The organism is Klebsiella sp. C283, from assembly GCF_048822555.1.
Lineage (GTDB): Bacteria > Pseudomonadota > Gammaproteobacteria > Enterobacterales > Enterobacteriaceae > Klebsiella > Klebsiella quasipneumoniae.
In genome coordinates this window covers 347,878-369,787 of record NZ_JBMEZS010000003.1, presented here as the reverse complement: position 1 = coordinate 369,787, position 21,910 = coordinate 347,878, and the positions used below count along the sequence as shown (strand labels likewise).

General features: G+C 57.0%; 13 protein-coding genes and 2 pseudogenes. All 15 read right to left on the bottom strand.

Annotation, left to right across the window (positions count from 1 at the left end):
• Window positions 1-19 precede the first annotated feature (19 nt).
• Window positions 20-1,612, bottom strand: a complete 1,593-nt coding sequence (gene tssA, locus ACOI7Z_RS07485; protein ID WP_087849828.1) for a type VI secretion system protein TssA — start codon at window positions 1,610-1,612, stop codon at window positions 20-22.
• Window positions 1,609-5,058, bottom strand: coding sequence for an ImcF-related family protein (locus ACOI7Z_RS07480; protein WP_087849827.1), 3,450 nt, complete (start codon window positions 5,056-5,058; stop codon window positions 1,609-1,611). The genes tssA and ACOI7Z_RS07480 overlap by 4 nt, the downstream gene beginning before the upstream one ends.
• Window positions 5,045-6,181 (bottom strand): hypothetical protein, encoded by a 1,137-nt coding sequence (locus ACOI7Z_RS07475; protein WP_065882158.1) that lies wholly within the window; start codon window positions 6,179-6,181, stop codon window positions 5,045-5,047. The genes ACOI7Z_RS07480 and ACOI7Z_RS07475 overlap by 14 nt, the downstream gene beginning before the upstream one ends.
• Window positions 6,178-6,435 (bottom strand): PAAR domain-containing protein, encoded by a 258-nt coding sequence (locus tag ACOI7Z_RS07470; RefSeq protein WP_048334957.1) that lies wholly within the window; start codon window positions 6,433-6,435, stop codon window positions 6,178-6,180. The genes ACOI7Z_RS07475 and ACOI7Z_RS07470 overlap by 4 nt, the downstream gene beginning before the upstream one ends.
• 42 nt (window positions 6,436-6,477) lie before the next feature.
• A complete protein-coding gene (locus tag ACOI7Z_RS07465) occupies window positions 6,478-8,883 on the bottom strand; it encodes a T6SS phospholipase effector Tle1-like catalytic domain-containing protein (protein ID WP_087849826.1) in 2,406 nt (801 codons plus the stop codon).
• Window positions 8,871-9,400 (bottom strand): annotated as a pseudogene (locus ACOI7Z_RS07460) (DUF3304 domain-containing protein). The gene ACOI7Z_RS07465 and the pseudogene ACOI7Z_RS07460 overlap by 13 nt, the downstream one beginning before the upstream one ends.
• 95 nt (window positions 9,401-9,495) lie before the next feature.
• Window positions 9,496-10,024: pseudogene (locus ACOI7Z_RS07455) on the bottom strand (DUF3304 domain-containing protein).
• A gap of 24 nt (window positions 10,025-10,048) precedes the next feature.
• Entirely contained in the window at window positions 10,049-10,825 is a 777-nt protein-coding gene (locus ACOI7Z_RS07450) for a DUF4123 domain-containing protein (RefSeq protein ID WP_065882150.1), read from the bottom strand.
• A 3-nt stretch (window positions 10,826-10,828) separates the two neighbouring features.
• Window positions 10,829-13,198 carry a type VI secretion system Vgr family protein gene (locus ACOI7Z_RS07445; RefSeq protein ID WP_170927873.1) on the bottom strand — a complete coding sequence of 790 codons (2,370 nt, stop codon included), beginning with the start codon at window positions 13,196-13,198 and terminating at the stop codon, window positions 10,829-10,831.
• Window position 13,199: 1 nt separating this feature from the next.
• Entirely contained in the window at window positions 13,200-15,854 is a 2,655-nt protein-coding gene (tssH, locus tag ACOI7Z_RS07440) for a type VI secretion system ATPase TssH (RefSeq protein WP_087849824.1), read from the bottom strand.
• 265 nt (window positions 15,855-16,119) lie between these two features.
• A complete protein-coding gene (gene hcp, locus ACOI7Z_RS07435) occupies window positions 16,120-16,611 on the bottom strand; it encodes a type VI secretion system effector Hcp (protein ID WP_023289393.1) in 492 nt (163 codons plus the stop codon).
• Between the two features lie 4 nt (window positions 16,612-16,615).
• The gene (locus ACOI7Z_RS07430) at window positions 16,616-18,322 is read right to left on the bottom strand and encodes an OmpA family protein (RefSeq protein WP_087849823.1); all 1,707 of its coding nucleotides are present in this window, start codon (window positions 18,320-18,322) and stop codon (window positions 16,616-16,618) included.
• Window positions 18,319-18,996 carry a type VI secretion system protein TssL, short form gene (gene tssL, locus ACOI7Z_RS07425; protein ID WP_087849822.1) on the bottom strand — a complete coding sequence of 226 codons (678 nt, stop codon included), beginning with the start codon at window positions 18,994-18,996 and terminating at the stop codon, window positions 18,319-18,321. The genes ACOI7Z_RS07430 and tssL overlap by 4 nt, the downstream gene beginning before the upstream one ends.
• Window positions 18,993-20,336 (bottom strand): type VI secretion system baseplate subunit TssK, encoded by a 1,344-nt coding sequence (gene tssK / locus ACOI7Z_RS07420; RefSeq protein WP_170927869.1) that lies wholly within the window; start codon window positions 20,334-20,336, stop codon window positions 18,993-18,995. The genes tssL and tssK overlap by 4 nt, the downstream gene beginning before the upstream one ends.
• Window positions 20,337-20,345: 9 nt before the next feature.
• Window positions 20,346-21,890 (bottom strand): type VI secretion system contractile sheath large subunit, encoded by a 1,545-nt coding sequence (gene tssC, locus ACOI7Z_RS07415; RefSeq protein WP_044522514.1) that lies wholly within the window; start codon window positions 21,888-21,890, stop codon window positions 20,346-20,348.
• Between the last annotated feature and the right edge of the window lie 20 nt (window positions 21,891-21,910).

Genomic DNA, 21,910 nt, shown 5'->3' with positions numbered 1-21,910 from the left:
GGTGCGGTTGACGCGTCAATTATGCGCACAGCACCGCAGCGCGAGCGGGATCCAGAGCGATAAGCCCGGCAAGCAAAGACTCCATCTCTGGCTGCAAGCGATTTTTTTCTGCCTCACTGCGCCCGGCCTTGCCTCTTAGCAGCCGGAGTCGGCGGGCTTTGATCTCAAAGATAAGCTCCGGCGTCCATTGTTCGAGCGTCATCTCCCGGGCACGGCTGTCGAGTTCCGCCAGCAGATGCAGCGCTATTTCATTTTTTCCGTACTGCTCGCTGACCCGCGCCATCAATAAGCGCATCATCCACCGATTGCGGCTGGTGGTATAGCCCGGTTGCGCCTGTAACCAGTTCAGCGCCGACTCAATACCTTCATCGTCCGCGCGGGCGAGCACTTCTGACTCCAGCGACAGCACCTCATCAGTGCTGGTCGCCGCCATCACCGGCTCACCTTGCCATCCGGCCATCTCATCCAGAACATGTTCGTTAAGCCAGTTGAGCGTCACTTCATCGGCGAATGGCGTACCATCGTTAAACGCCAGGGTTTCCAGCCCCGGTAGACGAGCCAGTAGCCCTTTCATATCCCGGCACAGGATATCGGCCCGTACAGTGTCAGCATCCAGTTTCAGCAGCGCCTGCCAGGCGTACCACTGCACGTCCAGCCACAGATGATTGACGCCTTGCGCCAACAGCGTGTCCGTATGCTCCAGCAGTTCTGACCAGCTTTTCTGTAAATACAACCGCTTAAGATGGGCTTTACTCTCCGGCTTTGGAGGCAATAGCCGGGTCCGGCCGGAGGCATCCAGCAGCGGTATCTCCGTTAGGGTATCCCAACGCACACTCTTCATCAGATGATGACCTGCCAGCCATCCGCCGGGACACTCACGCAGATATTTCGCCAGCACTTTAACCTGGTCGAGCAAATCACGTCCTGACGTGACGGTATGCATTACCGGTGCGGTGTCTGCATGTTGGGGCAGCAGATCGTGTTCTTCGCGGCTGGTCTGCGGCACCAGGCTGCGGGCGCCGCCGCTTTGCACCAGTCGGTTCTCCAGGAGCTGATATAGCCCGGAAAGATCGGGGCGAGAGGCCTCAGCCAATACGGCAAAAGAGGCTTCCGTCAGCAATAACGCCCCGATAATGACCTGCATACTGGTCATGTCGACTTCCGGATAAAGAGACAGACTGTCCGACATCCGGCGACTGCCGAGCCATTCCAGCGCCGATTTGCAGCTACGTTCACGTTGGGGATGGAGCATATCCCCAAACCGCTCAAGCATTGCCGCAAGCAGCGTAACGCCCTCGGCCAGACCGGTTTCGCCATCCTGCTGCAGACGCGCCCACACGTAAAAGGTGATCACGCGCAGATCCTTGCAGGTATGAGTCAGCAGTTTTTCTGCGAGCTGGCAAATCAGTTCGGTATCGACGCCGGAGATCTTATTGACCTCCTCGCGGATACGCTGAAAATCATCGTCATAGCCCGGATCGCTGCCGGTGGGCTGGCTATCACTGATTGGCGCAAGCCATGACTGCCAGTTTTCCTGGCGTGACCGGGCCTGCTGGCGCAGTACGCTTTCATCCAACTGACTGGCGGCAACCAGATTTTGTAAAATACTCATTTTTCCATCTCATCCATGTCACTATTCCCTACCCCCGCCGTCAGGGCCTGTGCGCTCTCAGCCGCATCGACAGTGAAAATCTGATCCGGCAGGGTCAATCCGCGCAGCGCCAGAAGCACCAGCGGGCCGCTCCCAAGCTGGGAGCGCAGTACCCACTGCAGGGTGCGGCCATCCGGAGCGGTGAAGCTCATCATCCACTGGCTGCGTTCGAGCCGCTGGCGTTTACCCTGCTCCAGCCAGCGAATAAAACCCCAGGTTCCGCTGTAGTCACCAAACAGACGCGTGCCCGCATTGACGGTGGTCCAGGTCAGCAGAGCGCCGGGTTTATACGTTTCCCCCGGCCAGCGGAAAGTCTGCCAGTCGGCCATCTGATTGAAATAGCGCAGCTTTTGGCCGTCTATCGTCAGCTGTGTCTCCACGACCTGTGCAACAGGCCTGGCCTGCAATTCGAAGCTGATGCCCTGGCTGCCATCGGTGAAAAGAATGTCGGACAGCTGGCTTAGCTGGTTGATGGCGCGCAGAAAGGCTGGATTAAAGACCAGGCCGTGACTGTTGACCTTATCCGGCACCCACTGACTACCTTCTTTATGCAGAACACCGTTCAGCTCCGTCGTAAGAAAACGTTCGATTCGCCCGCTGTCTTTGCGCACAAACTCAGCCAGCATCGGCAGAGAGGCGTCGCTTTTGCTGGCGGCAAACGGAAAGCGGCCGTCAAAAGCGGTGTGCCAGCTGGCGACTACCGATCGGCGCCATTTATCATTCAGACTGGCCGCCGACGGCAGAAGCACGGTTTCCCAGGCCTGAGTCAGCGGCTGCACAAACAGAGTGTTACCGAAGCCACTCCACTCTTCGCCAAGGCTTGCCGAAATCAGACTGCCATATTGTTGCGTGTCGGTCAGGTCGACGCTTTTCCCCTGGAAGACGGTCTGCGCCAGGGTCTGCATCATCTCCTGCGGATCGGAGGCATTCGCAACCTGCTGCAGACGCAGGCGCACGCGGGTGATGCGGGTCAGATAGGTTTGCAGGCTCAGGGTGCTGTCGGCCGACATGACGTTGTTGCCCGTGTTTTTCCCCATTAGCTGAAGCAGTGGGCCGAACGTGTCATCCAGAGGCCCCTGCGGCCCGGCTGCCGACTGGTCGATGACCGGCTTGTCTTTTCCGCCCACCAGATCTTTGGCCGATTTAATAAGGCTGTCCGACAGCCCCTCCCTTTGTTGCCCCGCCTGCCCCTGCCAGGCAAGGGTATTCATCAGGGCAATCAGCGGCGACTGGCGGACATCGCTTATCAGCGTGAGCTGGTCGGTAACATCAGCAATGGTGGTCGCCGGATTAAGTCGCAGACTGTTGAGAAAATTCAGCCAGCTGCCGGCGAAATCGGTGAAGTAGCGTCGGGTCAGACGCGCTTTCAGCGCCTCCGGCGACAGGTCTGTCGACACCGTTTTGCGCGAATCGCTCAGCACCCAGTCGATTTCCTCCCGGCGCGAGCTGGCTGCCTTATCAATGGCCTGCTGAATGCCGCCTTCCCATGCCTGGCGGGTAAACATCCCCGGGACCACTTCATCGGTGGTAAACAGGCGGCGCGCATCGGTGCCACTGGTCATGTCTTCCAGCGATACATCGGCAAAATTACGACGCACGGATTTGAGCATGTTCTCATACAAGGTGCTTTCGGCATTGCGGCGACCTATCTGCTGCAACAGAACCTGACGGCTCTGACTGACTCGTTGCGCATCCGGGATTATCTTCCACTCTGGCCGCTCGGGTAGCAGGGAGAGATAAAAGGCCCACAGATCCGGCGCCAGACTTTGCCACAGTCCGGTCGAGATCCCCTTTCGCGTTGGCTGGACCGTTTTCATGGTCTGCGCGAAAAAGGCGCCATCGGCTTTATCCGGACGCGCCATCATCAGCCAGGCTTTCAGCTGGTCATAGCCCGGTTTCGCCAGCAGGGCTCGCTGGTCGCTATTGGGTGCGGAGTTGACCAGCGCGCTGAGCGCCTGCTGCAGCGCGACATTGGCCGGGTCACGTATCAGGCGGTTGTTTACCACACCGTACCAGGGCAGGACGGCGTCTAATAGTTGCTGATGATGGTCCAGGCCAAAGCGCCGATACCAGGGAGCGCCCTTCTGCCCATCATGCACGAGACGGCCGGCCTCATTGCGCAGGGCATGGAGGGCCGTCAGTTGATAGTCAGAAACGGAGGGGTGGGTCACCAGGTCACGGGCTTTTCCCGCTACCGAAACAATCTGGCTGTAATTAAGGGTAAAGGAGAGCAGCAATCCCGCCGCCCACAGGCCGAGGATAGCCATCAAACCGCACGCCAGGCCCCGCTCCCACGCCATTCCCACGTGATGCCCGCGTAAACGGCGGCAGTCATCGACGATTCCCTGCCAGGTGGCGGGCAGCTTCAGGAGATGAGGCTGGCCCGCAGGCGAGGCATCAGCCTCCTGATAAGGATCTGCGGTGCGAGGCGCCGGCAGGCTAAACATCAGGCCTCGCAGCGCAAACCGCTGCCGCGAGGCGGTCAGCCATGGCGCCAGCTGCCAGCGCCATTGCGCGATCCCCCCGTCGAGAAGCTGCTGCCCCAGACGCAGCAGGAAGTCGTGGCGGGTCTCCTCCGCGATCTGGCGCATCCCCTGCTCCCGCAGCATGGGCAGCATTTGCTCAAGCTGACGGGCGACATCGTCCTCGGTAGCGCGTAACGGGAAGCTAACCCCTACCGCCTGCACCGCGCGGTCAGCCTGCGACCACTCACTGCCGCACAGTTTCCACAGCCAAACCGGGGCGGCATAGCCCAGCAGTTCGCTAATTTTTTCCAGCGCGCGCAGGTCGTTTTCGCTTATCTGCGGCGTCAGGGTGAGAGACGATGGCATCACCCGCACAATCCCGTCCAGAGGACGGCCGCGGCGCAGCTTGCGCAGCGCGATGTATTTTTCTCGGTCAGGCTCCGATGCAAGGCTGCCGCCGTAAATCAGTACGGTGCGGTTGCCTTCAAGCCAGTGCTGCCGTTGTAGGCCGGGAACCAGTTGTTCTATTGCCTCATCGTCGCCGGTGACTAAAAGCAGGCGGACTTTGCGGCGCCAGAAGAGGTGGTAGCATTTGCGCAGCACGGTGCCAATGTCTCTGGCGAGCGTCAGGCGCCTTTCCCTGGCCTTCTTTTTAGCTTCATTTTTCTGAGATATTGAGGTCGTTCGTTTGACCCGACTGATGATCCAAAAATGAACGGCAAGGAAAGCCAGGGCGATCACACAGGCAAGTGTGACCCAGAGGAGGCTGCACACAAGCAGAACTGGAGAAATCACTGACCATTCCGTCGAACGCTCTCCGGCAATCAACCAGTATGCAAATCCCCCCAGCATGATCACCAGCGTTACTGCTACAGCAATAAGCAGTACAGTGATCCCGGCAGAAATTTCCTGAGTCTGGTTTTTGTCCTTATCTGTTTCCATGTGGTTTTACGATCCCAAGTGCTAAGGTATGAAGGGGGTCTGACGCTATCCAGCCGCAGGGCTTTGCTTCACTCTTAGCGGTAATTGCAGCGAGCGATATCACAACCAGCGCATCAAGATTTCCAGGATCGCCCCAGTAGTCATCCTGGATATTGTGGGTCACATTCCAGCCACAATCGGCGAGTTCAGGTTGCTCCGGATGTGAGAAGAGAATGCACCGTTCGGGCGACTCATTAAGTTCACTCTGTTTTTCGGCTCGCAAGGCGACGTGCCGCAGGGACTCACTATCAGAAGGCTCAAAAAATTCACCACGGGATAATGTGACTTCCCCCTGGTTTCCAGCCAGCCACAGTACTGCGCATTCACCAGCAGGACGAGTAGAGTCAGAAGAAGGAGATAAAGACTGGCACCCGGCAATCAAAAAATTAGCCTGCTGTTTATTGTTCGCAAGAACATTAGCCAGTAAGGATAATGTTTTCTCCCCTTGCCATAACTCCGGTAATTCAGGAGGTTTAATTCCCGGAAAACTCTCAATGAGCTGTGCCACAAAGGCTTGCCAGGCTTCAGGGCTCCCCTGCCAGAAATATTTCGCCGGAGAAACGAATAATTCCTTACCTCGCTGCCTTTTCCATTGCAATACAAGCATTTGAGCCAGTTGTTTTTCACGTTCAATAAGAGCAGAAGAGAAACTTCTGGCAATACGTAACGATTTCCCCAAGGATTCCTGCCTGACTAATGGAGCCTGATGCTCTCGCTTAATCATACGCAGCCAGTCAGAAAGCTCAGCGCCTGCCGGACCAATCAGGACAATATCTTTCAGGGCAAACTGACGCCGATGGATTTCCCACCAATGCCTGCGCTCATTTTCTGTTTCGCGCTCCCAGGTATGTGAATGATGAACTGAAAGGCGAAAAAAGATCGTGCGTACAAACCAGACAACACCGCCGAGTAATACCATTCCAACCATGCAGATAAGAATGATACTGGTATTGGCACCGGATTTTCTTGCCATTGCCGCGATGATACCAGAGAGCAAAACCAGAGCGGCACCTCCCCCAAACCAGCGCTTTGCAATCGGCGGTTTCGCAAGACGATAGCGAGGAAATGTAGGAATAGCTCTCACTGCGCAACCCTGCAATCGGGGTTGGAACTCACCAGCGTGCAACCACATGCGCAGCGATGACCATGTAATGCTACTGGTTGACCGTCAACTTTTGTCAGATAGCTACCTTCGACAATCGTTGTCATCCCATGCTTATTACATTTCACCGCATCACCTTTCACAGCAATACCTTTACCAAAATAAAGATAGTGACCGCCAATAACTGAACCACCATACTCTTTTAGCGAATCACCCTGCCTAATAATATGTTTCATTAACTTTCCTTAATTAAATTAAACAGAAGGAATAACGAACCATCACCATATTTTAAGAATATCAGCCTTGGTTTCGGCGAGTTTCGCAGCATCCAGGGCTTTACGTGTCTGGCTACCCAATGGCGCAATTCCATTTGTCATTGCAGGTTGAATAATAGATTCTGCATTAATAATTTCAGGCGCACTTGCCGAAGTAGGGGTGATAGAAATCACTTGTTTAATACCAGATGTAATTTCATTCGAAATATTACTGTTGATAGTCGTATTGTCAAAAGTGAGACTGGCTCCTTTTATCGCTGATTTAAGTTGACCTTCAACAAACCGGCCATATTTAGCGATCAATGAGACATTTTTACTCATCAACTCACCAAAAAAAATCATCCGATAAAGGAAGTAACTTCCCCAGGGTTCTCTGTCACCAAAGGTAGCGTGCATAAACCAGGCACGTGAGTCATGAACCTGATCGTCAAATAATGATCTGACCAGACTGTCTGGCGTTTGAGCGGGTTCTCCAGCAGATTGTTTAGGAAACAGTTTGTAAAATAAACTGTCACCTGAACTTTTGATGCGTTCATACTCAACAGAGAAATCATTCTCACTGAAGGCATACATCACATTAGATAATTGCTGAGACACCGTATATTTCCAGTTCCCCGTAACAGGGCGTGGCTTAGAATGATAATCGGCATTGAATTCTTCTGCCGCCTGTCTTAGCTGAACCTGAGCGATAGCTGGGTCAAAATTTTTTGGCCCTGGAGGTAATGGTATGAATTTTTTATTTTTGAACCTATTATCCACGATTGCTCTCAGGCGCGCATCATCCACCTCTTTTTGTTTCCGTTCTTGCTCAGCCTTAGATGCAGCCAGAGTGGCCGGGTCAGAGTCTTTATTTTGCCACTCGGCACCTGAAGATTTGTAAAATCCTTGAGATTTATAAGCGCCGTTTACATATCGCCCGATACGCCATGCCGTAATCCAGCCGTGTTGATTTTCTAGAGCTGTAATGACATTTGAACTTGCACGAATGGGGTTATATTGGAACGCATCAGTAGATGCTTCAGCATTATCTGAAGATAAATTAAGAGCAAGCTCTCGCCAAGCATTGAATCGTGAACTTAAATCAGGTGAAACTTCAAATTCAAGTAATTGATCTGCACCCAACATCCTCCATGTGTCTTTTCGTAAATCATTCGGTAATGATTCTCTTTTTACTTTCAAAGGCGCTCCTGCATTAAATGCAGAAATATACATATCATGCAAAACAATTTGCGATAATAAATTACCATCATCATCTCCAACAGCCTTTCCCTGATCTCCCGGAGGATACCCCCCACCAATATCGGAGTGCATTCCAGGATAAACCACTTCCGTAGCATAACTTGGGTAAGTTCCGTCGCTGCGGCAGATTGAATCCAGCGGGAAACAAAGTCTTTGTTCGTGGGATGAAACGAGGTGAGTGCATTTTTTGATCAGCCCATTATCCGGTAATTCCATGGTGTCATCAGCCCAGCCCATATGCCCTTCTGCGAATGGCGCGATATTTGCAATGCCAACGGATGCCACAGTGTCGAGCAGGCCAAGAAATTCAATACTTAAGGGGATTTTTACGTCACCCGACCTCAGACAAAGCTCAGGTTTACTTCCCTTTCTCCTGCCCCCCGGCAGCAACTCGGATAGCCAGTTCACAAATGTTCGCGCACTTGCTGCACCGCGGGAGAAACCATAGATATATAATTTAATGCCTAATAACTTCGGTTTTCCGGGTTCTGGCTGTATAACTGCCTGCTTCAGTTTAGGTGCAAGATCCGCGGCCTTTAAAAGTTCATTAAACACGGTATAACGCCTGTCTGGCCCGTCCGATCCCAGATATGATGTCATTCGGTTGACGGCGGCATAACACTCGGCATCAGAAATCTCGGTTAAACCCGATGTTCTTCTGAGTGCGTCAATAATCCGTAGCAGCCCCCAGTTGACGCGTTCTTCACCGTAGGTCGCAAAAGCCAGGCCTGGCGTACTATAATCAAGGTCATTAACTTCTGGAAAAGGTGTGCCAACCCCAGGGATATAATATTTATAATATTTGTTGCCTGACGTTCCTGCTAAATCAACCAACTCTTCAGTATGTCCCTGAACCCCACCAGCATAACCCTGACCGATAGTTGCACGAAACAAACGAGCAATATTTGTTGTATGCTTAGGACTGGCAATATACAGATCGTTATTTAAGTTATTTCCTGTACCATCAAAAAATAAACTGATATGCAGAGTTTTACAGCAAGGCGGCTCTACGATTTTACCCGCAGCGTGACAGAGCTCATTCCGGTATGCCAGCTCATGGCTGTCCTGCTGTTTACAGTTTCGCTTCGTTGCTGCTGTATCTGTTGGTAAACGCCCTTGTATTGGAAAGTGAGGTGGATACCATGTTAAGTCTGGGTTCATTTTGGACATACTTCAGGCTCCTCCATCTTAATCGGATCCTTAATCGGGTAGTTCGGATTGCCGTAATCGTAACAACTGGTTGCAACTTTTACCTTGTCGCACGGAAGGAAGTGTATTTTGATGCCACAGGTTTTTTGGCCGTTATAGTCAGGAACCGGTACTACTGCAATGTGTTCTTTATGACTTGCTTTTATTTTTTTTTCCATTCAAGATACTCATCCCAATGATCGTATCCTGGAAAGCCATCTGTTGAAGCTTCTCCTGTTTCCCACTCAATTTTTACCGTCATTCCCGGTTCCCATTTTGGAGGCACACCAAAGTAACCAGCACCGCCTCCTCCCTGCCACGGGCCGATAATATCGACACCGGACTGCCCGTTGACACTAAAGTGGTTGATGGCCCAGTGGGTATGGTTGATAGCTTCAATGGTTCCGCCACCGCCGCTGACTGAATCAGATTCAGCAGGCTGATTACAGCCCGTTAACAGAAATATCTCTGCAACTAAAAAGAGAAAGGGAGATTTCATTTAACATTCCTTTGCTTAGGGGATAATGAGAGATTACAGGTTCCTATCCCAGCCATGTGTCAAAAGGAGCTAACCATGCCCTGGCAGCCCTGAATTTATTTTGGACATACTTCAGGCTCCTCCATCTTAATCGGATCCTTAATCGGGTAATTCGGATTACCGTAATCGTAACAACTGGTTGTCACTTTTATCTTGTCGCACGGAAGGAAGTGTATTTTGATGCCACAGGTTTTTTGGCCGTTATAATCAGGAACAGGCACTATTGCACTGTGCTCTACATAACTTGCTTTTATTTTTTTCCCATTCAAGATACTCATCCCAATGATCGTATCCTGGAAAGCCATCTGTTGAAGCTTCTCCTGTTTCCCACTCAATTTTTACCGTCATTCCCGGTTCCCATTTTGGAGGCACACCAAAGCAACCCGCACCGCCTCCTCCCTGCCACGGGCCGATAATATCGACACCGGACTGCCCGTTGAAACTATAGTGGTTGATGGCCCAGTGGGTATGGTTAATGGCCTCGATGGTTCCACCACCGCCGCTGACTGAATCTGATTCAGCAGGCTGATTACAGCCCGTTAACAGAAATATCTCTGCAACTAAAAAGAGAAAGGGAGATTTCATTTAACACTCCTTGTGAGGGATTAATCAGGTAACAGAGTTATTTGAAATAACCTGCGCCATAACCCAGTCATTGCGCTTATCATCAAAAACAATTCTCTGCTCTGTTGCGGTCAGCATCGCCTCATAACAGGCTGTAAATTCGGCTTGCCGGTTAGTAAACATCCCTTCTGGCACACTCTCGTATCTCAGAAACTGGCTCGTATCACTGACACACATGAGTTTCTCAAACTGGCTATCGGTAAATTCGATTTGCACCACGGACTTGTCAGATTCCGGGATTTCACCACTCCCCAACCGAATGGAAGACTGATAGTCACAATCGAGCCATGTCCAGAATAAGACCGGTATCAGCAGTTGCTTTTGCTGCTCAGCATCAAGAATGTGGCTGAATAAGAAAGGAAAAATACGGGTATCCCAGAAACGGAAAATCCCCTCCCGACCTTCATGTTGCGCATCAACACAATCCCTGAGCCAATCAGCAAGCTGTTCAAACGACCAGCAAGAACCGCATATCAGCAGGGGAGCCGATTCCATCATTTCTGCTGCAAGGTTATGTAGCCACTGAACATGTTCAGCGTCCGATAGATCCACCCGAACCAGCACAGGCGCATCCTCAGGATACATATCCTCAGGTAACCCTTGATATAGCGACTGCCACATCATAGGGTTACTGAAAGTAGTAAGTGCGGGCAGGACAGAGAAATTAACAGCACACTGATCGATTATCACATCAACATGGTCTATCTCGGCACGCTGGCAGGTTGTTCTGATTTTGTCCATCCACGGAGAAACGAAATCCATCTTTTACATCTCCCTTGGAACAAAACCCTGAGCGATTTCCTGTGCCCGTTTCAGACAATCTTTGCAGACCGATGATGGTAGTTCAGGCAACGGGAAATCCTGGCTCGCAGGTCCTTCCATGTTGTGCTGCCCTTTAAGGCTTAACAGTCCAGGGCCATGAACCTTAATTTCTCCCTGAGGTGTCAACTGGATGTAAGCGCCGCCACATGCAATAGTGATCCCGTTTTTTGCCGTTAGCTGCAGGTGACCTTGTGTTGACTGAACCGTGACGTCTTTCAGTGACGTAAGGGAGAGTGTGTCAGCGTGTGATTCTACTTCAAGTGGTCCTTTCGCCGAGACCAGCCGGATCCCTTCCTGTTGTGAAAGTAGCGAAATCGCTTTACTGGCGTTTACTGAGTGGCGCTGCGCGGTTGCAATATTGACCTCTCCCAGACTTTGCAGGTAGAGGCCTTTACCACTGTGCATTAGCGCAATATCAGGGGTAACAGAAGCAACCCCTCTGGGAGCAGCCATCAATAAAGCCGCTTCTTTCAGGTTACTGGCACCGTTAACAAACTCTCTCAGTGAATCTGCGTCCGGTGAATAATTATGATGAACCTGGGCAATACTGCCCCATTCGGTTATCTGATTCAGCGCGCCTTTCAACAAACTGACCGCCGGCTCCATATCCAGCGCCTGCCCCTGGGCCTGCGCCTGTCCGTCCGCGCTGATAAAAATACCCTTCTGCGCCCTGATGGCCCCCCAGCTGTCGGTTCTCAGCTCAAAGCCTTCGCCGCGCGGCTGCCTGTCGCTGTTCACCAGGTGCCCCAGATTCAGCTGGCTCTTGCCGCCATACTCCGTCGACACCTTGATATGCTCTTTCCCACGCTCATCGTCGAGGCGGATTTTGTTGTTGGCCGGGGTGCGCAGGACGTTACGTTTGTCATTGCGGATGGTGACGTGGTCGCCGTGCGCCGAGTCATGCAGCACGCCGGCGATGTACGGCCGGTCCGGGTTACCGTCCTCAAAGCCAATCGCCACCTCCGTCCCCGCCAGCAGCGGCAGGTGCAGGCCGTAAGTGTCTCCGGCATACGGCCGCGACTGGCGGACCCACAGGCTCTCGAACCCGGTTTCCCAGCACGCCCGGTCAAACAGCATATTCACCCGGTAGCGCCCGTGTTTGTCGATATGCCCGTAGGTGTCGTTTTCCCGGGTACTGGTTACGCGGGCCGGCAGCGTCCCGGCCATCACCGGGCGCGCGCCGGGCTCGGGCCGGTAGCCGACGTCCGGGCTGTCCGGTATGCCGGCAAACTCCACCGCAAAGTCGGCATCGCGCCGGGCGTGGCTGTGCATCGCCGTGATAAGCACGCCATCAGCAAACTCTCCAGCCACCTCCTCTCCGCCGGTCACCTTCAGCACCTGACCCGGGCAGAGCGTCGGGCAGCTGGTGGTGCCCTGCATCCGGGTCTGGCCGTTCAGATAACGCTCATGGCGAAGCCGGGCGTAAAACGCCCCGGTCTCCGGCGCCGGATGGCGGTCATGGACATTCCCGGCGGTCAGGTAGTTATCTCCCCAGTGGTAAGCCTCACCAAAGGTAGTGGTCTCCCCGCGGGTGACATCCACCTGCGCGTTCATGTCCGCCGTCGCCTCGCGGTAGTTGTAGTCGCGGGTACTGACCTGCTGCTCCACGACGCGGTGGCGGCATGCCATCTCCCACACCGCGTCCACCCCGGCCGACTGCTGCCCGGACGGCGGGACCGAAGGTAACGTCAGCCCCTTCTCATAGCCCTGCTGACTGTCGCAGAACTCCGCGACGTCGATGTGCAGCCGCGTATCGGCGGTAAAGCGAAACCAGATCCCCACCTCACCCAGCAGCCGGGTGATAAAGCGCAGGTCATCCTCACCGTACTGCATCACCTGCTCGCGGCGCGGATACATTTTTGTCAGCGAGAACAGAAAATCCTGACCGCGCAGGCCGTGGCGCTCGCGGAGGATTTTTTCCACAATCTGCGGAACGGACTGGTCCTGATAAATGGCGTTCTGGTGCGAGCGGTTAAGCAGCGCCAGGCGCGGCTGGAGGGTCAGCGCGTAGTGCGTTTCATCCCTGGAGGTGCCGAGCCGTTCGAACCCCGTCACCACGCCCTGGATCACCCGCACGGGTTGCTGAACATTGATGCCGAAGCCCTGAGCCACCGGCGCCTGCAGCGTCAGGGAGGCTGCCTTCATCAGCATCATCTCTTTGCTGATGGCATGGTCTGCGCTGGTGAATTCGATACGATAGCGGAACGGCTGGCTCAGGGCTTCATCGCCCTCAAACGCCAGCACATCAAGCCCGGCTTCACATCCCTTCACCGAAAGCAGATGGTGGTTGTGGCTGAACAACAACGATTTCACGCTACTCATCGGCGATTGCCCCCACGTCAAACGCCATCACGATGCCTTCTTCTTCGTGATACCCCAGCGTCACATGGTTCGGTTTATGCCCCGCCGCCATATGGCTCAATAGCTGCTGACTCAGCGCCGGCAGGATCTGCTGATTGAGCAGAATGTCGACGTTGCGGGCGCCGGTGTCCGGCAGCAGGCAGGCCTCGGTCAGCGCGTCGAACAGGCTCTCGCTGAGGGTGGCGGTCATCCCGTAATGGCAAGCCAGACGCTGACTCACCTGCCCGAGCTTCATGCCGACAATGGCGCGCAGCGCTGCCGCCGGCAGCGGACGGTAAATCACCGTCTGGAAGCGGGCCAGCAGCGCCGGCTGGAAGTGGCCGCGCAGCACCGGGCGCAGCAGCTCGTGCAGGTCTGATTCGCTGGCCTCAGGCTGTTCATCCAGCAGCTGCATTAGCAGGTCACTGCCAAGGTTGGCGGTCATCAGGATCACGGTGTTGCGGAAGTCGATTTCACGCCCCTCGCCGTCGCGCATTACCCCCCGATCGAAGACCTGGTAGAACAGGTTCATCACATCGCGATGGGCCTTCTCCACCTCATCGAGCAGCACCACGCTGTAGGGGCGTTTGCGCACCGCCTCGGTCAGGATCCCGCCCTGGCCGTAGCCGACGTAGCCCGGCGGAGAACCCTTCAGCTGGCTGACGGTGTGCGGTTCCTGGTACTCGGAGAGATTGATGGTGATCAGCGCTTTCTCGCCGCCGAACAGCGCATCGGCGAGGGCGATCGCCGTTTCCGTTTTGCCGGTGCCGCTCGGCCCGACCAGCAGGAACACCCCCTGCGGACCGTTCTCCGGCGTCAGGCCGGTTTTCGCGGCGCGCAGGCGCCGGGCAATAGCGCTCAGGGCCGCCTCCTGGCCAACCACCCGTTTGCCGAGGCTCTCTTCCAGGCTCAGCAGCTCCGTCTGCTCATCTTTCATCAGCGAGGAGAGCGGCACGCCGGTCCAGTCGGCAATCACCGTCGCCACGGTGCGGACGTCGACGTCCAGCCCGAGCAGCGGATTGCCGTGCTGGGCGGCAGTAAGCGCGTTTTGCAGGTCGTTGATTTCCCCCTGGCGGGAGATATCGCGACGACAAGCCCGCAGCGCCTCCGTCAGCTGCAGCTCCTGACCATATTGGGTTTCGAGGGTATCCAGCGCCAGGATAAGGCGGTTCTCCTCCTGCTCAATGAACGCCAGCCGTTCGCCGCGGGCGCTGTTGCCCAGCGCGATATCCTCCAGCAGCGCCTGCTTCTCCATCGCCAGCGCGGTGAGCTGCGCCTTCAGGCGGGTCAGCGGCTCTGGCACGGTATCAAGGCTCATGCGCAGGCGGGCGGAGGCGGTGTCGAGTAAATCCACCGCCTTGTCCGGCAGCTGGCGGCCGGTGAGATAGCGTCGTGACAGCGTCACGGCGGCGCGCACCGCGTCATCCGTGATATGCACCCCGTGGTGGTGGGCATACCGGGGCTTCAGGCCGCGCAGCATCAGGCAGGCGGTGTCGTCGTCCGGCTCATCCACCTTGACCATCTGAAAGCGGCGCTCCAGCGCGGCATCGCGCTCGAAGTACTGCTTGTATTCACGCCAGGTGGTGGCGGCGATGGTCCGTAGTTCCCCCCGGGCCAGCGCCGGCTTCAACAGGTTGGCGGCATCCGCCCCGCCTGCCTGATTGCCCGCGCCGATAATCGTGTGCGCCTCGTCGATAAACAGCAGCACCGGCCCAGGCGACTGCTGCACCGCCTCAATGATATTTTTCAGCCGCTGCTCGAACTCGCCTTTGACCCCGGCGCCGGCCTGCAGCAATCCGAGGTCGAGGGTGCGCACCGACACCGGCTTCAGCGCGTCGGGGACGTTGCCTTCGGCAATGCGCAGCGCCAGGCCTTCCACCAGGGCGGTTTTGCCCACGCCCGGTTCACCGACGAGGATCGGGTTGTTTTTACGACGCCGGGAGAGAATATCCACCATCTGGCGGATTTCCGTATCACGTCCGAACACCGGGTCAATCTGCCCGTCTCTGGCTTTGGCAGTGACGTCGAGAGTAAATTTGTCGAGGGCATTCTGCAGCGCCGGGTTGGGCCCATCCGCGTTCGGTACCCCGTCCGCAGGACGCCCCACAAACTCCACGTCCCCGCCATGACGCTGCGCCAGCGCCGCCTCCTGCTGCGCTTGCGGACGTTCGTCGGACTGGGTATCCAGCAGGGGGCGCAGGCGTTCCAGCTGGCTCTGGCCCAGGGTTAACAGCGGCCACAGGCCATCGCACTGGATCAGATTCTGTTTTGCTACCAGCGCCATCAACAGATGAACACTGCGGATCTGCGCTTCGCCGCTGAGCGAGGCAATCAGCCAGGCCTCCTGCATCAGCTTCAGGATAGCGCCAGATAGCTGAGGACGATGACGTACCGAGCGCGGCTGTTTATCCAGCCAGCTAAGCAGATCCTGCCATAGCGCATCCATATCCCATTCGTAGCGCCGCGCCAGCACCGTCAGATCGCCTTCCCCCTGTTCCAGCAGCTTGAGCAGCCAGTGCTCGGGCAGGATCTCAGCTTGCGCCCGGGACTGGCACAGCGAGGCCGCCCCCTCCATCGCGCGGGCACAGCAGGGATTAAGACGGCGTAACAGGCTGGCTGGATTTTCCATGAGATCCTCTCTTTATTGGTTCCGGACACGCTACCGCCCGTCGCTGTTCCCCAACAGGAACCCATAGCGCACAGGGTCAGGCAGGCAGATTGTGTTTTTCTTTGCTGAGTACCCGCATCTCAGGCATTCAGCAAAAAACGGCGGACAGAGAAACGCTGTCCGCATCAGGCGATGGCCCTCCTTACTCCCCGGTCGCATAGATAACGATGCGACCGGGGTGAGCGAACGCCGCCAACGCGCCTCCGGCGCGAAGAATGACGGGCAATTACGCGGTAGCGCGTTCGTTCCAGCTATCGGAATGAATGATGTTGCCGTCTTTATAGGTCCAGATGATCTTCTCGTAGCGCAGCTCGATCTGTTCCAGATGGTTGTGCTTCTCGTAGGCAGGGTCTTTGATGTCGTGCATCAGGGGATTCACTTTCACCACCTTGACGTTCTCAAGGGTGGTGTTGAAATACTCCACTTCCTGGCCAGCATCGTTGATCCGGTACCACTTGAACTCGGCGGATTTCAGGGTCTGACCGGTGGTCACCGCCTTGTACAGGTAGGGGCTGGAGGAGTCGATCTCCTTGGTGAACAGGAAAGGCGTATGGATCCGCGTGCCGGTCAGTTTGCCGGTGTTGTTATCGGTCGGGATGTACAGGTTATGCTCCTGGGCCACCACTTCGATACTGCCTTCACGATCCTGAACGTCGACAGACCCTTTAATGTCCGCGCCGCCGTCGTCTTTCAGCCAAAGATAAACAGGAATTGCCATGGAATTACTCTCCATTGTGTAGTGAAGCGCCATCATCCTGGGATGACGCAGAGGGTTTGTCCGGTAACCGGCAGGCGTCGACCTGCGGCACCAGACTGATTTCGACACGTCGGTTCAGCGCCCGGCCTTCCGGCGTGTCGTTTGTTGCAATTGGGCGGCTTTCGCCATAGCCCTGAACGGCAAAGCAGCTGTCCGGCACGTCGCCGGTATCGCGCATCCAGTCGCGGACCGATTCCGCGCGTTTCAGCGACAATAACTGGTTGGCTTTTTCCTCACCGACGCTGTCGGTGTGGCCCGCCACCACGATCAGCCACCCGGGCCTGGCCTTAATGTCCACCAGCGAGTGGACAAGCCGCTTTGTCGAACCGGGTTTCAGTACCCATTTCCCGGTATCGAACAGCGACATGCTGTCAAGGCGGATGACGTGCTGCGCGACGCGCTGCACCGGCCTGGGGGGCGGTGGCGGCGGCACGTAGCGGCGAATAGCCTCCAGCAACGGCAGGCGAATCCGCTCCCCGCGATATAAGCCAAGACTCAGGCGCAGCGGGACGCCGTTACGCGCCCAGCTATCCAGCAGCGCGGCATCTTCACGCAGCACCCTAACGGCGCTGGCTTTTGCCCCATAATCATTCATCGCGATCCGCTCATAACGGGCAATATCAACGCCCACGCGCTGCAGCAGTTGTCGATTGTTCCAGCCACTGCTGAGCAGCGCGGCGACAGCCGCAAGAGTGAAAATAGCGAGCGCCGCGCGCCCGGCCCTGCCCCATGGCGTGAGCCCCCGTCCCGCCGGTAACTGCGACAGGATGAAATCCGGCAAGGATGACGCATCCGGGGTGTCGGTCTCGCCTGGCTGCCAGCCAGCTACCCGCGTCAGGCCGGTATGCCGGGATAACCACCTCGTCCATGCCGACGACGCCAGGCTCCCGGCATGGGTGGGTCCGATCCCCCAAAGTACGGCCGCTGGGGTCAGGGGTGGCAGGTCGGCATTCTTCTCCGTTAACACGGCAAGGACGTGCCGTGCGAACCAGCCCATCAGGCTGTTCATTAACACCTGCTGCTGCAGCGCCGCCGCACCGCCGACGCTCAACCAGGTCGACACAGAACAGGGGGCGCAGGAGGGCTGCCAGACTTTCACCGCCTCACCCGGGATCGCCGCCTGCCAGAGCAGACTAGGGCTCATCGCGCTGCCCACCTGCCCCTGCAGCGCCAGCGGTACGGCATACCCCGTCTGCTGCCGCAATTGGCTGAGTTGCCAGCGCAGGGCCAGCAGGGCGCTGGTCAGCGCGTCGCTTTGCGCGTGCCGCTGCGGGCAGACGCAGAGCAGCACCGACAGCTGAGGCCCCCACTCCGGTCGCTGGCTTAATATCTGGCGCGCAACCTGCGGCAGCTCCTCCATCTTTTCCACCCGGATCCAGCAGCCCTGTTTGACGACCCGCACCGGGGACGGCTGCGGCCAGACACACGGCAAATCGCCGCAAACGAGGACTACCGGCTGGCGATAAGCGATCGCCGGAAGTTCGTGCAGGGTTGACGTGACCTGACGTTCGGCACCACGACGGGCAATACGCAAGATCGCGATAATCAGGGCCAGCGTGACCAGCAGAATGAGCCACGCCCCCCAGCGAGGAACCGGCAAAAATAGCAGGCACACCAGCGCGCTCAGCAAACCTGCCCACAGCGCCAGCCCGCGCTGCTGGGCGGGGCTCATTTCCCCTCCCCCGGCAGCAGGGTCAGCAGCAGATGATCGAGCCAGTGGTTCAATCCCCACCACAGAGCCACGCTCAGCCCTGCACGTACCGGCCAGGAGGCCAACCAGCCGCTTATCCCCAGTCCGGCGCGGCTCTCTATCAGCACCGGAGCGCCCTGCGGACAACGGAAAGGCGGGACATGTTCACTGAGCGCGTTGACCAGCTTCAGGCGCTCCGGGTCGTTGAGGGAGCGAAAGCTGCCAACAAAACCCAGCTGCATCACCCGCTGAAAACAGGTGACCACAGCCAGGTCGGGCGTCGGATCATGCAGAACCTTGCGCATCCGCTCGCACAGGGTGTCGCCGGCGTCCATGGTGCCGAGAAAATGCCCCTGCAGCGGAATGTCATACCACTGCAGGCAGGCATCATCCTCCACGCCGCGCCCTTTCACGACTTCATCGAGCAGCGCGCACTGGGCGGTGAGAATATGCTGACAGCTGACGTCATCAAGCCCGCTCGCCTTCAGCTCAGTTTGCACGCGCTCGACATCAGCAATACAGCGCTGCCAAAGCGTGTACCCCTCCTCATCGCGGAACTGCGGGCCATGGCGCAGGCTGATAACCTGCAGCCAGGTGTTTTGCAGCAGCGCATCGATATCAATGGACGCGGCGTTGCCGCGTTGACGTTCATTCACGTTCGTAGCACCGCAAAAAGTTCAAGTTCTGGCTCGCCAAGCATCCCCGGGACGTAGAACATACAGGTACCGCTCTGCAGCATTTCCGTCGCCAGAGGATGGGACACATCGAGGCTGAAATACTGGTTTTCCAGACGCAGCGGGATCGCCGCCGGCACATGACGCAATGGCGCCAGGGGCACCCCTGTCCGCGAGGAGTTGACGATGGCTTTGACATGATCCGGACTGCCCACTTTGCACTGCCGCGGAAACTGTTCCTGCAGCTGAGCGACCGGTACCGACGAACGAACCGACAGATAGTAATCCGCCCCTTCCCGCAGCCGGGCATCGTGCAGACGCGCCTGCCAGAAGTGCAGCCGGGCATCATGCTCCAGGGCAATCGCTACCACCCGCGACGGCAGGCTCGCCTCCAGCAGGTCGCTGAGTAAATCAAACAGCGGCGGAAAAACCGCGTTCAGCTGGTCATGTTGATAGATCGGGACGGCATTCGCCTGATGGGTCAGCGAAAAGGTCAGCAGGCTGCCAGCCAGGCGCGCCAGCTCCGGATAGAGGCGTTCCGGCGGGCTTTGCCGGTAACGCAGAAAATAACCCAGCACCGGCTCAGCGCTGTTCAGCGCGTTCAGCAACCAGAACAGAGAGACATCGGCCACGGCAAAATCAGCCATCCGTTCATTGCTCTCGCGACGCATGGCCATCAGGCGCGTCAGACGAGCCCGGAGCTGAGTAAGCAGCAGTTCAAGCTGCGTCGCCAGCCAGCGGCTGCCCTGAATCTGCAGCAGCGGCGGGAGAAACGTCTCGTCGATGAGCCAGGCCCCCTGCGAATCCCGCAGCAGGCGTACCACCGGACAGGTCAGGTAATCGCTGTTATCCTGATGGGCGAAACGGAGGGACAGCTCCGGCTGCATGACGGCAATCTGCCGGGTATCATCCCCGAACTGGTTGCGGACATCGCGCCAGCGCTGCCGGAAGCGCACCGGCCTGTCGGCCACATCATCAGGCTTCAGGCAGTTGCCGCCATTGGCCTTCATCAGAGGCAGCGCCAGCATCACCAATCCCGTGCGGGATTCGCCCTCCAGCGACAAAGCCGGCGGCAGCGCATCGGCATTGTCCGTATCAATCATCGTGCCATCCTGGAACCGGACCTGCAGCCTGTGAGCCTGCAGGCGTCCCAGTTTGAGCATCTCTGGTTCGAAGGTCGCCTCAACCACTCCCCAGGGGTGGTTGAGGCCCATCCGGGCAATCGCTTCCGCAGCCCAGGCGGCATACGCAGCCTGCTGTTGAAAATGCTGGGGCGACACCATAATGCCCCGGCCCCATAACGGACGTTCGGTTTTCATCATCGTCCGACCCTACGCCTTCGCCTTCGGCATCTGGCTGACCAGCGACAGATTGACGTCCAGCCCCTCGACCTGGAAGTGCGGCACGGCGTACAGCTTCACGCGGAAGAAGCCCGGGTTGTCCTCGATATCTTCCACCACCACGCTGGCATCGCGCAGCGGATGGGAGGCCTGCAGCTCGTCGCCCGGATCGGTCATTTCAGTGACCAGGCTCCGCACCCAGGTGTTCAGCTCCAGCTCCAGCAGGCGCCGGTCCTTGGTGGTGCCGATATTCTCGCGCTGGATCATCTTCAGGTAGTGCGCGATGCGCGACAGCAGGAAGATATAAGGCAGACGCGCGTTGATGCGGCTGTTGGCGGTAGCGTCGGCGGTATCGTACAGCGCCGGTTTTTGCGCGGAGTTGGCCGAGAAGAAGCAGGCGTAATCGCGATTTTTGTAGTACGACAGGGGAATGAAGCCCAGGCTGGCGAATTCAAACTCCCGCGTTTCCGGGATCATCACCTCGGAAGGGATCTTCACCTGATTGCCGGTGCCCAGATCGTACAGATGGATGGGCAGATCTTTCACCGCGCCGCCGGCCTGCGGGCCGCGGATCTGCACGCACCAGCCGTTATTGACAAAGCTCTTCACCATATTGGAGGCGAAAGAGAACGCCGCGCTGGTCCAGAGATACTTTTCGTGGTCCGGCCCCTTCACCTGCTCGACATAGTTGAAGCTGCGCACCGGCACGGTGTCCGGACCATACGGCAGACGACCCAGCACGCGCGGCATCACCAGGCCGATGTAGCGGGCGTCGTCGGTTTCCCGAAACGCTTTCCAGCGAATATATTCCGCACGTTCGAAGTAGTTACCGATATCTTTGATGGCGGCGACCTCTTCCATGGTCTCTTTCAGGAAGAAAGCCGGGCCGACGGCGCCGATAAACGGCATGTGGGCGGCAGCGGAAACCCGGGAGATATTGCGCAACAGCGCCACGTCCTGCGCGCTGGCATCGAACTCATAGGCCGAGATCAGCGAGCCGATCGGCTCGCCGCCGGGGGTGTCGTACTCCGCGGTGTAGGTGTGCCAGTAAAGGCCGCTCTGAATCAGCTCCGGCGCATCCTCAAAGTCCTGACGCAGATCGTCCTTCGAGACGTCGAGGATCTCCGTTTTCACGTTCTGGCGGTAGTCGGTGTTGTCCACCAGCTGTTTGAGGCCGCGCCACAGGGATTCGACCTGCTGAAACTCCGGATGGTGCATCACTGCGTCCAGCTGGCGGCTTATCTGGAAATCCAGTTCAGCGATATGGTGGTCAATCAGCGTTTTATCGAGCTTTTCCACCCGCTGGCCGGACTGGCGGATGCGCTCCATAAACACCTGCATCGCCGCGGTCAGACGCTCCGCCGCCGGCGCCTCGGAGAGCGCGGCATCGTCCAGAAAGTCGTTGATGTCCCCGAGGCGAGCGGCTGGGGCGAGATTGATTTTTTCAAACAGCGACGCGTAAACGCCCTCGCTCGCCGTGTTTTCCTGCAGCGCGGTTTGCCCCTGAACAGGGCTGTTTTCTGTGGTAACAGACATTAGCATTTTCCCGGTTATTC